Origin of the sequence: Rossellomorea vietnamensis, assembly GCF_008180615.1 — a bacterium.
GTDB classification, from domain to species: Bacteria; Bacillota; Bacilli; order Bacillales; family Bacillaceae_B; genus Rossellomorea; species Rossellomorea vietnamensis_D.
Genome location: NZ_VTEH01000005.1, coordinates 127,081 through 140,875, shown reverse-complemented (window position 1 = coordinate 140,875; position 13,795 = coordinate 127,081). Strand labels below are relative to the sequence as shown.

12 protein-coding genes are annotated in these 13,795 nt (G+C 42.4%); 9 read left to right on the top strand and 3 right to left on the bottom strand.

The window, feature by feature from the left end; genetic code table 11:
• Positions 1-933: 933 nt before the first annotated feature.
• From FZC79_RS09375 to FZC79_RS09355, 5 genes are all read left to right on the top strand, one after another.
• On the top strand, positions 934-2,166 hold the full coding sequence (locus tag FZC79_RS09375) for an aminopeptidase (RefSeq protein ID WP_148946548.1): 1,233 nt from the start codon (positions 934-936) through the stop codon (positions 2,164-2,166).
• 594 nt (positions 2,167-2,760) lie between these two features.
• Positions 2,761-4,047, top strand: coding sequence for an MDR family MFS transporter (locus tag FZC79_RS09370; RefSeq protein WP_148946547.1), 1,287 nt, complete (start codon positions 2,761-2,763; stop codon positions 4,045-4,047).
• 227 nt (positions 4,048-4,274) lie between these two features.
• Entirely contained in the window at positions 4,275-4,403 is a 129-nt protein-coding gene (locus FZC79_RS09365; protein WP_148946546.1) for a DUF2639 domain-containing protein, read from the top strand.
• Positions 4,404-4,819: 416 nt separating this feature from the next.
• A complete protein-coding gene (locus FZC79_RS09360; RefSeq protein WP_148946545.1) occupies positions 4,820-5,323 on the top strand; it encodes an acyl-CoA thioesterase in 504 nt (167 codons plus the stop codon).
• A gap of 208 nt (positions 5,324-5,531) precedes the next feature.
• The gene (locus FZC79_RS09355; protein WP_148946544.1) at positions 5,532-6,182 is read left to right on the top strand and encodes a glycoside hydrolase domain-containing protein; all 651 of its coding nucleotides are present in this window, start codon (positions 5,532-5,534) and stop codon (positions 6,180-6,182) included.
• 293 nt (positions 6,183-6,475) lie between these two features.
• Here FZC79_RS09355 and FZC79_RS09350 read toward each other — a convergent pair whose 3' ends face one another.
• Positions 6,476-7,087 (bottom strand): hypothetical protein, encoded by a 612-nt coding sequence (locus FZC79_RS09350; RefSeq protein ID WP_148946543.1) that lies wholly within the window; start codon positions 7,085-7,087, stop codon positions 6,476-6,478.
• 294 nt (positions 7,088-7,381) lie between these two features.
• Between FZC79_RS09350 and FZC79_RS09345 the strand changes: the two genes are divergently transcribed.
• The 4 genes from FZC79_RS09345 (at position 7,382) to FZC79_RS09330 (ending at position 12,018) form a co-directional block, all read left to right on the top strand.
• A complete protein-coding gene (locus tag FZC79_RS09345; protein WP_252183294.1) occupies positions 7,382-8,359 on the top strand; it encodes a BMP family lipoprotein in 978 nt (325 codons plus the stop codon).
• A gap of 16 nt (positions 8,360-8,375) precedes the next feature.
• Positions 8,376-10,031 (top strand): methyl-accepting chemotaxis protein, encoded by a 1,656-nt coding sequence (locus tag FZC79_RS09340; protein ID WP_148946542.1) that lies wholly within the window; start codon positions 8,376-8,378, stop codon positions 10,029-10,031.
• A 468-nt stretch (positions 10,032-10,499) separates the two neighbouring features.
• Positions 10,500-11,507: a rod-share determining protein MreBH gene (mreBH, locus tag FZC79_RS09335; protein WP_148946541.1), complete on the top strand. Its 1,008-nt coding sequence runs from the start codon at positions 10,500-10,502 to the stop codon at positions 11,505-11,507.
• A 271-nt stretch (positions 11,508-11,778) separates the two neighbouring features.
• On the top strand, positions 11,779-12,018 hold the full coding sequence (locus FZC79_RS09330; RefSeq protein ID WP_148946540.1) for a hypothetical protein: 240 nt from the start codon (positions 11,779-11,781) through the stop codon (positions 12,016-12,018).
• Here FZC79_RS09330 and FZC79_RS09325 read toward each other — a convergent pair.
• Together FZC79_RS09325 and FZC79_RS09320 are read right to left on the bottom strand one after the other, a co-directional pair.
• On the bottom strand, positions 12,015-13,100 hold the full coding sequence (locus tag FZC79_RS09325) for a nitric oxide synthase oxygenase (RefSeq protein ID WP_187442713.1): 1,086 nt from the start codon (positions 13,098-13,100) through the stop codon (positions 12,015-12,017). The genes FZC79_RS09330 and FZC79_RS09325 overlap by 4 nt on opposite strands.
• Positions 13,101-13,309: 209 nt before the next feature.
• Positions 13,310-13,510 (bottom strand): hypothetical protein, encoded by a 201-nt coding sequence (locus FZC79_RS09320; RefSeq protein ID WP_148946538.1) that lies wholly within the window; start codon positions 13,508-13,510, stop codon positions 13,310-13,312.
• Positions 13,511-13,795: the final 285 nt, after the last annotated feature.

Here is a 13,795-nt window from a genome sequence, read left to right as displayed (position 1 = left end):
TAGAGACCCATGCAGCCGAAATTTTGCTACGAACTGGTCTCTAGGGAACTTCTAGATACCCATACAACCTAAAATCTTCGTTGAACTGGTCTCATGAGCGTTTTTAGAGACCCATACAGCGAAGATTTAGCGGCGAATCGGTCTCTAGGGGCCTTCTAGAGACCCATACAACCAAAAATCTTCGTTGAACTGGTCTCATGAGCGTTTTTAGAGACCCATACAACCAAAAATCTCCGTTGAACTGGTCTCTAGGGGACTTCTAGAGACCCATACAACCAAAAATCTTCGTTGAACTGGTCTCATGAGCGTTTTTAGAGACCCATACAACCAAGAATCTTCGGCGAACTGGTCTCATGAGCGTTTTTAGAGACCCATACAACCAAGAATCTTCGGCGAACCGGTCTCATGAGCGTTTTTAGAGACCCATGCAGCCGAGAATTTAAGGCGAAATGGTCTCTAGAAGCCTTCTAGAGACCCATACAATTAAGAACCTTCGTTGAACTGGTCTCATGAGCGTTTTTAGAGACCCATACAGCGAAGATTTAGCGGCGAACCGGTCTCATGAGCGCTTTTAGAGACCCATACAACCAAGAATCTTCGGCGAACTGGTCTCATGAGCGCTTTTAGAGACCCATACAACCAAAAATCTTCGGCGAACTGGTCTCATGAACGCTTATAGAGACCAATACAGCCGAGAATTTAAGGCGAACCGGTCTCAAGGAGACTTCTAGACACCCATGCGACCGAGAATTTAAGATGAACGGGTCTCAACAAGGTTTCTAGAAACACCCATCAAACTAAAATTCAAGGAAAACTGGTCTCATGAGACATTCAACTAAACATTACACCATGAAATGAAATGAAAAAATTTGCAAAAGCCTGTTTGATTGTTAAAATGAAGTTAGAAAGATTCTGAATTAAAGGAGAATACATATGGAAAATTTTAAACAAAACCTTGAGAAATACGCAGACTTAGCTGTGAAAGTGGGAGTAAATGTTCAAAAAGGCCAGACTTTGGTTGTCAACGCTTCCCTTGATGCAGCTGAATTTGTAAGGCTTGTCGTTAAAAAGGCTTATGAGACAGGAGCAAAACATGTCTATGTAAACTGGAATGATGACACGGTCAACCGTTATAAGTATGACCTTGCACCAGATGAGGCATTCACTGAATTTCCAGAGTGGAAGGCAAGAGAAATGGAAACACTTGCGGAAAACGGCGCGGCATTCATGTCCATCGTTTCTGCATCTCCTGATCTTTTAAAAGGAGTAAATCCTGAGCGGATCGCCAACTTCCAAAAAGCGGCCGGCCAGGCAATGGACAAATACCGTTCTTATATCCAATCGGATAAAGTAAGCTGGTCTGTTTTGGCGGCACCTTCTGAAAAATGGGCAGCGAAAGTATTCCCTGACGCGCCTGTTGAAGAGCAAGTAGACAGACTGTGGGATGCGATTTTCAAAGCTGTTCGGGCTGATCAGGCGGATCCTGTTCAAGCTTGGAAAGACCATGACCAGAACCTGCATGAAAAAGTGGATTACCTTAACAGCAAGAACTACAAGAAAATTCATTACACAGCGCCTGGAACAGACCTTACAATCGAGTTCCCTGAAGGCTACATGTGGGTCGGAGCAGGCAGTGTGTCTGAGCAAGATGTAAAATTCATGGCCAACATGCCGACTGAAGAAGTTTTCACTGTTCCATTGAAGACGGGTGTTAACGGTACCGTTTCGAGCACGAAGCCTCTAAGCTACGGCGGAAACGTGATCGACAACTTTAAATTGACTTTCAAAGATGGACGCATCGTTGAAGTTCAAGCAGAGGAAGGCGAAGATATTCTGAAGCGCCTGGTAGATACGGATGAAGGTTCTCATTTCCTTGGAGAAGTAGCATTGGTTCCACACCAATCCCCTATTTCCCAGTCCAATGTTCTATTCTACAATACACTGTTTGATGAAAATGCCTCGAACCACCTTGCCATCGGAAGCGCTTATGCATTCTGTGTGGAAGGCGGAAAGAAAATGTCCAAAGATGAGCTTGAAAAAGCAGGCTTGAATAACAGTATTACTCACGTTGATTTCATGATCGGATCTGCTGAGATGGATATTGACGGTATCACTGAAGACGGTACTTCTGAGCCAGTGTTCCGCAATGGAGATTGGGCGTTTTAATTGAATGAATGACCTTAAGCCAATTCGCAAATTTGCGAATTGGCTTTTTGTTTTACTAGAGAAAATCCAATACGTTTACCTGTAAAAATCCAAAAAGCCTCTCCAAGCATAGTGATTAGCCGATAAACACCATACTAAAGTCAAAAAAGCCTCTCCWAGYATAGTGATTAGCYCGTAAACACCATACTACAGTCAAAAAAGCCTCTCCTAGTATAGTGATTAGCCGATAAACACYATACTAAAGTCAAAAARGCCTCTCCAAGYATAGTGATTAGCCSRTAAACACCATACTAYAGTCAAAAAAGCCTCTCCAAGTATAGTGATTAGCCGATAAACACCATACTATAGTCAAAAAAGCCTCTCCTAGTATAGTGATTAGCCCGTAAAACCATCCTATAGTCAAAAAAGCCTCTCCTAGTATAGTGATTAGCTCGTAAACACCATACTAAACTTCAAAACCTTCTTCAGGCATAGCGATTAGCCAGTAATCTGCAGGAAAATCCCATCCTTGATTTCCGAAAACAGCCTCTTGTAATTATCTGGATTGACCTATATGATATTAAAGGTTAAATAAGGGGAACGGAGAGAATTTTTATGAGAATCAGAGATTGGGATCGGAATTTAAAGGTGAGACTTTTCGGGGAAGCGATGATGAACATTACGTTCTGGATGTTCTTTCCGTTTCTGACGATTTATTTTACAGAGGCATTTGGGAAGCAGATGGCCGGTTTGCTGCTTATTGCTTCACAACTTTTTGCTGTATTTGCAAACTTGATGGGCGGCTATTGTGCTGACAGGTTTGGCAGGAAGACGATGATGGTGCTCTCTTCTTTCGGGCAGGGCTTGGCATTCCTTGTTTTCGCTTTTGCCAGCTCTCCTTGGCTGGAATCAGCAGCACTTGGATTTGTCTGCTTCACTTTTGCGAGCGTGTTCGGTTCCTTTTATTGGCCCGCAAGCCAGGCGATGGTTGCGGACGTGGTCGAAGAGAAGCATCGGAGCCACGTATTCGCCATTTTTTATACGTCCATTAATATCGCGGTTGTAATCGGACCGATTTTAGGAAGTATTTTTTATGTTCACTACCGCTTCGAGCTGCTATTGGTGTCCGCGATTATCTGCATGGTCCTTGGACTAATGCTGGCCAAAATGACAAGGGAAACAGCTCCTCAGAGAGAGGAAGAAATATCTGCTGCCCCGGGACAATCAAAGGCATGGTATCACGCTTTAACAGATCAATTTAGAGATTATAAAGTGATTATCAGAGACAGGACCTTCCTTCTTTTCATAGTGGCAGGTGTACTGGTCGGCCAGACCTTTATGCAGCTGGACCTTTTAATCCCAGTTTATATAAAAGATTCAATGGAAACAGCTTCATTGCTGTCCTTCTCATTAACAGGAGAACAGGTTTTCGGCCTCATACTATCGGAAAACGGCCTTCTTGTTGCCCTATTCACAGTTGTGGTCACGAAGTGGATGACTAAGTATAAAGAAAGAAATGTGTTTATTCTTTCTTCATTGATTTATGCAGTGTCCATCTTTATCTTTGGACAGACAGCCTCGATTTGGATGTTCGTCATATCCATGGCCATTTTCACATTTGCAGAATTAATGACAGTCGGCATACAACAGAGCTTCATTTCCAATCTTGCTCCTGAAAATATGCGGGGACAGTATTTCGCTGCTGCAAGTATGCGGTTTACATTAGCCAGGACGATTGCCCCTGTTTCTATCACTTTTTCATTGTGGGCAGGCTATGAATTGACGTTCCTCATCCTTGCTATTTTGGCAGCATTCAGTGCTGTATTGTACTACGTGATGTTCTCACAGATTGATAAAGAAAACAGCATTAAACAGGGTGCTCCAGCTCATACAGAAGCCTGATTTGTTATGAATTTTAAAAATTGAACTTTACCCCTTTCGTCATAGTTTTATAGATGTTACAATGGGACCCGGTTGAAATTTTATATTTCATTTAAGCTTTTTTCGTACACATGGCTGCCTTTAATTGGGTTGATCGATTCATATCTGAACTCTATAAAAATGCAGCGTCAATACTGAAAAAGCCGCTTGATTCCATTCAATAAACCGCAAAGAAAGGGTGTATTTCAATGCATATCGGAAGCAAAGGCTGGTACGTGGAAAAATTAAAGGAAAAAGGTGTTCGCCGTTACGAGGAACGCAAATTGGAATCCTACAAAAAGCACGTTTTAGCTAGCCTACTTGAGAAATATGAATAATATTTCCATCCAGCCGGAGAGTTCATCTTTCCGGCTTTTTATTTTGGGCTTTTTTAAAAGGCTGTTTTCGCATAGAATGTGGCTATGTTAAACTACTGGATTCCCACTCCAGGCGCACGATCCCGAGGGGCTGGGCGCTGAAACGAGACGACCGCTAGTCTCGCAGCAAAGATCCTCCTCCTTAAAAACGGAGATATGGATAATAAAGCATTCAAAAGCAACATTTTTTAGAGTTGAGCCATTTAAAAAGATGTTTTCTGCTGACTTACTATACTTCATTTACATAGGGGTAATCCATTCACTTTTTTATCTGCCCTCACCAAATGAAGAATTTTTAATAAGAATAATCAAGCGTGTTTGTTTTATTTAAATTAGTGGATTATATAAGAAGAAGCCAAATTTGAAAGGTGATTATGATGAAAGAATCCAAACGCGTAAAGGATACAAGGACGATCAAAACGAGCCATGTACTTCCTCCCGATACGAACCACCATGGAACATTGTTCGGCGGGAAACTGATGTCTTATATTGATGATGTTGCTTCAATAGCTGCATATAAAATGGCGAGAAACCCCGTGGTAACAGCATCGACTGATTCGGTGGATTTTCTGAAGCCTATCAAGGTGGGCGATGCCGTGACGCTTGAAGCTATGGTGACTTATACCGGCAGCAGTTCAATGGAGGTTTGTGTAAAAGTGACTTCCGAGAACTTGCTGACGGGAGAAACAGCAGTGGCCGCCATTTCCTTCCTCACGTTCGTGGCCCTGGATAATGAAGGAAATCCATGCCCTGTTCCGAAGATTATCCCTGAAACAGAAGAGGAAAAGTGGCTGAACGAAACAGCTGATAACCGGGCAGCACACCGGAAAGCGCGCAGAAAGCACAGCCAGGAACTTGCTGAATTCTTCGCGAATCAATAAGCATTGCGAAAAACACCGCCCTTTCAATCATTGAGGGCGGTGTTTTTTCGTTCTTAAATAGGCCGGCAAATGGTATTTGAATGAATGAGATCTAACAGCAAACGAAGCATTTTTCATACCGAACCTGTACCATTTAGGCCTGACTGGTCTAATTTCCCTCACCGGCAATATAAATAAATGAAAGGGATCAGGGAAGGAGATCAGCCTGATGGTAAAAACATATTGGGGTGTGGATTCGTCAGCCAGCGTCACAAGCGATGTATATAACAATGTGTTGAAAAGATTTGGAAAACCTCTCTTTTGGGGAAGATGTTTAACGACTGTTGATGGCTATTCTGAGGGCCTGTCCAAAGCGGAAATTGAATTTTTGAGAAGCAGAGGGACAAAGCTTCTTCCCATATATAATAATTTCACTTCCGCAACAGGTTTTCGCAGCGGCATGACTTCTGCGGTGGATGCTGTATCAAGCGCAAGGAGAATGGGCATCCCAATGGGGGTACCGATTTTCGCTAACCTGGAGCAATCATCTGACGTTGATGGGGCCTGGCTAAAGGGCTGGTATGAAGGCATTCAGTCCAAAGGGTATACAGCCGGCTACTATCAGGATCTTTCAGAAGAAGAATTCAAAAATTCCTTTAGTGCGGCCGCAAAAGAGAATGAGAAACTTCTTTCAGATACCATCCTCTGGAGTGCTGAAGCAAGTTCACGACCTTCAGGAGAAAGAAATGCACCTGCCTACAATCCAAGAACTCCCTTTCATTCTGCGAACGTATGGAGCTGGAAATACGGAGGAGATTCTGAAACTGGCGCAATCGATACAAACCTCGCAACCAAAGCGTTGTTTGATAGGCTGTGGTGACAAGTTCAATTTACAAAAAGCAGCTTTGAGCGAGACCGGTTTTGTTGAAGTACTTTTGTATCACAAAATGGAATGGCCAGTGGCTTGCCGCTGGCTATTTTTTATTAGGTTTTCGAAGACCAATGAGTTTCCATTCCACGCGCCCGGCCTCTGTTTAAAAACTGGAAGTGCCTTGGTCAGCCCCGACAGGCCAACGTTCTCAAGAGATAAAAAAGGTGATCTTTCCATTTATTTTCTAAGTGTCATTTGACTCCGAGGGGCTGCTTGTATTACAAAATTCAATTACCCCAGACCTAATTAATTTTCTTTTTCACTTCCTCTTCATACTTTTCAATCTGCTTATTATTATCATTAGTACCATATTTCTTTTCCAGTTGAGGTTTAAGCTTTAGCCAAATAACATTCTTTTTGTAGAGATCTCTATCAAAATCGTGGTTAAGTTCTTCGAGAGTTAACCCTAATGCATCTGCATAAGCTTGGTGCTGGGGCAGATCACTTGTATCAGGTCCTTCTTTAATAAACTCATCTATTTCTTCATCCGTTACGGTGATACCATATTCCTCTTTAGCAATGGATATCCACACTTCATATTCTTCCATCTCTCGTTCCGCAAGGTCCAACACCTCCTCATCTGTCAGCTCTGTTTCATAAAGTAATTTTTCATTGGCTAATGTTCTGATAATCCATTTGTTTAACTGTTCATCACTTTCCAATTTGTTTGCTTCTGACACCGCTTCATCAAAAACCTTCTTGTAATCCTCAAGAATATAAGTTTCCAAGATCTTTTGTTGTTCTTCTTCACTTTTCATCTCAATTTCCAGTTCGGCCTTTTCCTTTGTCTGGCACCCAGTTATTAAAAAGATAACCGGTACCACTAAAGTAAGCAGCTTCGTTAGTTTCAACATTAACCCCTCCCAGCTTATTCTACTCTCCTTAAGTTTTCCATTCTTTAGTTGTTAGACGGAAAACATAGGGTTTAAGTTTCAGATTATCTCAGTTGCTACTTTACAGTTGTACAAGAAGAAATATATGGGCTATAACTCAACTGCTGCCGAATGAACATTTTACAGGCGTTTCGATTTCTCTAGGTTTTCCCAGCTCGGAAATTCATTTTTAATCTTAACAAACCTCTATAGCCGGCCGATATTAAAGGTACGGACATCTTATCTTTGTCCTACAACCGATTAGGAGGAGCATCAGTGAGAAAAACATTATTTATAGCTCTGATCATTGCTGTCTTATTTATAGCAGGATGTTCAGGCACTACAACTTCAAAAAAAATAGAAAAGGAATATAAAATCGGGGTGCTGCTCTCTGATACCGGTCTTGGAGACGAATCCTTTAATGACTCGGCATTCAGAGGATTGGAGAAGGCCCGGGATGAATTGGGAATCCTTTTCGATTACCGGGAAGCTCCTGATGGTGATTTTGAAACACCGCTAGAAGAATTGACTCAACAAGGAAATGACCTTGTCATCGGCTTGGGCTTTTCTGTACAGGAAGCCATTGAAAAAACTGCTGAGAAATATCCAGATCAGGAATTCCTGCTCATTGACGGAGTCTCTGAACTTGAAAACGTCACCTCCATCACTTTTAAGGAACATGAAGGAAGCTTTCTTGTAGGGATGGTTGCTGCCATGGCAAGCAAGAGCCAGAAGCTTGGAATCATCGGTGGTGCCGATGTACCCGTCATCCATCGGTTTGAAAAAGGGTTCAGGCAAGGAGCTCAATACATAAATCCCAAAATCAATATTACCAACGAATATGCCAATACCTTCAGTGATGCCCAATTAGGCCGGGAGATAGCAGAAAAACAGATTAAATCGGGGATTGACTTTATATATCCTGCTGCCGGTTTTACTGGAGTTGGGGCAATTCAAGCTGCCCAAGACAACAAAGTCTTCACAGCGGGAGTCGATTCAGACCAGTACTTTGTGGCGGAAAAAGCAGTCGTTACATCCATGATGAAGAATATAGACGTTGCTGTATTCGACATAGCTGAAAGCCTTGTTAAAGAAGGTGCAATTCCACAAGATATCTATGAGCTCGGCTTGGCCGAAAATGGTGTTGGATTAGCACCAATCCGTAATTTCAAGTTATCAGAAGAACAGTTAAAAGCAATTGAAGCCGCTAAAGATAAAATCATCTCCGGCAGCGTAACCATTAATTTAGACTAACAAGGGAGCAAGGTTTATGAAACTACGAAGCAGATTAATCATCTTAGGTGTACTCCCTCTTGTATTTTCAATCAGCATTATCGCTTTTATGATATTCCAGATTGTCAATATCCAAAGTTCTGCCAAAGAGGATGTACATGTGTTAACGGCAACGGAATCACTGAACGGTACTCTGATTGTCACTAAACAATCATTAGAAAATTACGCCTTCAACTCATCAGACTCAAATAAGACTGAAGCCCTCTCCTTGTTAAAAGGTGCAGAAGAAGAAATTAACAGCCTGGGCAAACTTTTAATAAACAGCAGTGAGAAAGAAACTCTTAATAAAATTTCAGGAAAATTCTCACAATTAACAACAGCTTCAACAGAAGCGCTTGAAAGCCAAAATACAGCTGAAGTCAACCGGCAGTCTTTACGGATAGCCGGCGTCCTCAATGACATGCATCTGTTGAACAAGCAGACAGATGAATGGTACGAAGGAATTTTGAAGCAGACAGAACAAAAGATTGCATTCATCGCCCTTTCCTCCATTATCGCCTCTGTCCTGTTGATCCTGATGTCTGTGGGACTTTCTTTATACTTATCAAAAAAGATTGTTCAGCCAATCAACAGGATTGTACAGGATGCAGAAAGAGTAGCGGACGGAGATTTAACGGTGAGATCGCAAGCAGGGAGGAAAAACAGCGGATATGAAATTGACAAACTACAAACTTCCTTTTCAGATATGGTCCAAAACCTGAAGCAGACGGTCCTATCTGTTGAATCCATTGGCGGCAGGGTCAAATCCTTTACCGATGAAGTGAACGTGCATATGCAGAGCCTGACTGAAAGCAGCAGCCAAGTAGCCGTCTCAACCGAAGAACTTTCAAGGGGAAGCCAGTCTATTTCAGAAGACATCAGCGCTGCAGCAGAATTAATGAATAACATGGGCGAAGAATTCGGAAAGAATGTACATGAAAGCAAACTTTCCGTTCAAACCAGCAGAGAAGCCTTGGACATGGTCACAATAGGAAAGACAACATTGGATAAACAGAAAGCATTTTCTGAACAGCAGTCAGAATCCTCCAGGGATATTATGCTTTCCGCGGAACAGTTCGCCAAGTACACGGATGAAATTGAGCAGGCTGCCTCCTCTGTTAAAAGCATTGCGGACCAAACGAACCTCCTTGCTTTAAATGCGGCAATCGAAGCGGCAAGGGCTGGTGAGGCTGGTAAAGGCTTCGCTGTAGTAGCAGAAGAAGTTAGAAAGCTTGCTGAAGACTCTTCAAAAGCTACTGAACTGATTGGGAAGATGGTTCTAAGTATTAAAGAAGGCATCGGCTCCATCATTCAATTGTCGAATGACGGCAACCAAGTTTCACAAGAACAGCTCTCTTCTATGAACCAAACAGAAGAGGTATTTGAAAACATTTCTACCAAAATCACTTTGGTATATAAACAACTGAGTTCTTTGGTAGAAGGAATGAATCAATCCAATGAAATGACCAACAGTGTGATTTCGGCAGTTGAAAACATCTCTGCTGTTACAGAAGAAACAGCAGCAGGAACGGAAGAAATATCCGCCTCCACCGAAGAGCAATTAAATTTCTTTAACCAGATGAATACCAAAATCGGACACCTTCACCAAATGACAGAGGAAATGAACGAAGAACTGAGCAAGTTTAAATTATAAAAGAAGCCGGCTCCCATTATGAAGTGGAGGCCGGTTTTTTGATGGAAAGAGGCTGTTTTCCAAAGGCAGTTTCAAGAGTTTTGGATACATATGTTAAAGTTTCTCTGATATTTTTTACAAGGAGCTTTCCCCTGGACAACCAGCCTCCTTCTTTTCTCCTAAACAATCTCCAAATTTTATCATTACAACTTTACAGGAAGTTTAAGTTTTCTTAACACGGCAATATAAAAGATATCGTTTATTTACCCGTCATTATCTATTGATGAGTGAGAAGACAGTAATATGGACGATTCTCTAAGGAAAACCTTATTGTAACAGGCTGTAACAATTAGTTTATGGTAAATTTATCCGTGACAATAACCGTCAAAAATCTCCTATAATTTATGAAGGATATAAAGATAGACTTTGAAACTGATAGTTTACTAAAGATGAAAACAAGAAGAATGTCTAAAAGTTGGAGGAATAATGATGCTTTCAAATTCGGAAATCGGTATTGATTTAGGTACTGCCAATATTCTGGTGTACAGTAAAAATAAAGGAATTATATTCAATGAGCCTTCCGTTGTCGCCATTGACACAGAAACTAAAAGTGTTCTGGCGGTTGGGACGGAAGCAAAAAGCATGATTGGAAAAACGCCTGGCAAGATTATCGCAGTCAGACCGTTGAAGGACGGGGTCATCGCAGATTTTGATGTGACGACGGAAATGTTGAAGCAAATTATGAAAAAAGCAGGCAAGCAGCTTGGTCTATCCATTAGGAAGCCAAGTGTTGTCGTATGTACTCCTTCAGGCGCTACATCTGTTGAAAAAAGAGCCATCCAGGATGCAGTCAAAGGAAGCGGAGCCAAGTCCGTAACTTTAATCGAAGAACCGGTAGCAGCTGCGATTGGAGCAGATCTTCCAGTCGATGAGCCTGTTGCCAATGTAATTGTCGATATCGGCGGCGGAACCACCGAAGTCGGAATCATCTCCTATGGAGGTGTCGTATCCTGCAATACAATCCGTATCGGCGGCGATCAGATGGATGACGATATCATCCAGCATGTCCGCAAGAAATATAACCTTTTAATTGGGGAACGTACGGCCGAACAAGTTAAAATGGAGATCGGCTATGCACTGATTCCTCATGAAAAAATGACGATGGATATTCGCGGGCGTGATCTGGTAACCGGACTTCCGAAAACAATTACGTTGGATTCGAATGAAATTCAAGAAGCCTTGAAAGAATCATTTCTTCATATTCTGGAAACGATACGCGCAACTTTGGAAAACTGCCCTCCTGAACTCAGTGGTGACATTGTAGACCGCGGAGTAATCCTGACGGGAGGCGGAGCCCTTCTTGGCGGGATGCAGGAATGGCTGTCTGATGAGATCGTTGTACCAGTCCACCTTGCTCCTAACCCTCTGGAATCTGTAGCTATCGGGACAGGCCGTTCGCTTTCTGTCATCCATAAATTGCAGAAAATCGCTAAATAATGATCCGTGTGCCTTGAGAATCCAAATTGATTCTCAAGGCATTTTTGTTTACAGCTCAGACGTTCAGACATGGTTTAACCAAAGACAAACAAAAACCCGGCTGCTCAGCGTTCCGCAGCCGGGGTATGAAGATGAAAGGAGGTTCTTCATAGTACATAGTATGAATAGATTCCTTCCGTGCTTGTACTTCTAACCATTTTTTATTTTTTTCAAGAATTGGGCCCCTTCCTGTTGTTTATACTAGTACCAGTAAACGGAAAGGATGTTTCCAATGACTGAATCGCAAATGGAAGACCTATTTGATTTTTATGGCTACAGCAGCCTATACAAACGGTTCCGATACCCGCTCTTTGTCTCTGGTTTATTGGATGAGTCAAGTACAGACGAACTGGAAGATTTTTTTGAAAACTTTTCATTCAATGACCACCAGCCGCTATTTGATGAGTTCAGGTACTGGTTTCAATACTTTTCAATTACCAGAAAAAGCTTTCACCAAGAATTCGGTCCTTAATTATAAGCTTTTTTCTGGTAAAAGTAGTTTGGTGATTTCCACTCGTTCTTATAGCTTTTGTGGAAAACATGTGTCGCTGCTGGTGAGACGGGCGGGATCAGCCAGGTCCAATCCCCTGTCAGTTCCCTTCCACATTGCTCCTCTTTATTTTCAAACACTTTGAATTGCTGGGCTGCGGTATGGTGATCGACAATGCTGACTCCCTTCTTTTTAAACGAATATAAAACGGCAATGTTCAGTTCTATCAGTGCTTTGTCTTTCCATAAAGTCGAAGCTCTTGAGGTATCAAGGCCCATAAAGCTTCCCACCTTTGGCAGCATGTTGTAGCGATTTTCATCAGCCAGATTTCTTGCGCCGATCTCCGTCTCCATATACCAGCCATTAAAAGGAGCCGCTTTATAAGAAATTCCGCCGATTTCCAGTTTCATATCAGATATAATCGGCACCCCATACCACTTCAGGCCGAGATCTTCAAACCAGTTGTATTCGGGATGGCTTAATGTTACTTCCAGAAGATGATCTTGACTCACCTGCTTCCAGTGAGGTTTGTTTTCCCCGATTCCAACTACCCATGGCAACACATCAAAATGCGTGCCGGTGCCCCTCCAGCCGAGTTCTTCACACTTTGCTGTAAACTCCAGGGAAGCAGGATCTCCCAATACGCCATATTCACTGCTATACCCCGCATACCGAATCAATTGATGATTCCATATCCTGATATCCGGCTTGCCAGGGAGTGATGGACGGAATATGGTGATGGTCGGCCTGATTCTCCCTCCGTTAGAAGCATACTTAAGATGCTCTTCCATCTCTGTAAAAATCTCTTCTTCAGTGGATGCATCTCTTGCATCCCTTACATGCATAGTATCCCAGAACAGCCTCCCGATACACCGGTTGCTGTTTCTCCATGCCATTTTGGCTCCATGTTCGATTTCCTCATAAGTATGGGTGTATGCTCCAGTAGTTTTTATTTCCGATTGAACTTGAGTGATCCGCTGTGTGATTGATTCCTCGGATTTCCCTAGTTCTCTATAACAAACTTGTATGAATTCAACAGCTTCTTCGATTAAATTAGCCAACATAAACTTCCTTTCGCAGCGGGTTGCTACCGTGATTATACCATGCATGAATTTAATCTAGAAAAACGAAAAGCGCTAGACCGTGACAACTTATTGACTTACAGTAACGAGGGGTCTTAATCGGTGTCTGCCTGGAGGTCTCAGGATGTACAGAGTTCCGGCTTTCTTGGCAAATGAAAAGAACGGCTGATTATAGCCGTTCTTCCTTAGGATTAGTCATGACGTTTATGCTTGTTGAGGAACTCCTTCAACATATTTATGATGGTTGCTCTTTCTTCTTGATTGAATGTTGCCGTCCATTCTGACACAAGCTTGTTTTCATCGGGATGAAGTTCCCTTTGCAATCCATCTACCAGTATTTCATGTATTTCATCCAGGCTTTCTCTCCTGTTTCCTCCACGGATATCTTCCATGATGAAAAACCTCCCGTTCTTTTTTATAGGTTATTCCCTCAAGGAAGAAATCTAAAACTTGCTGGAAGGTCAGAGAGCACATTCATTCATTTTGCATCGTTTTATCATTGTTCTCCGGAAGCTTCCTTCGTGCCCTTTCACGCATTTCCCTCTCACTGTTGGGCAGCTAGAAGCTCCCTTGATTACCTTTTTACCCGTTCCTCACTTACTCTGGGCAGCCAGGAACTTCCGTGAATGCTTTATCCTCTTGGAAACCTGGAAACAGGCTTGGTAATCTTCTCATCA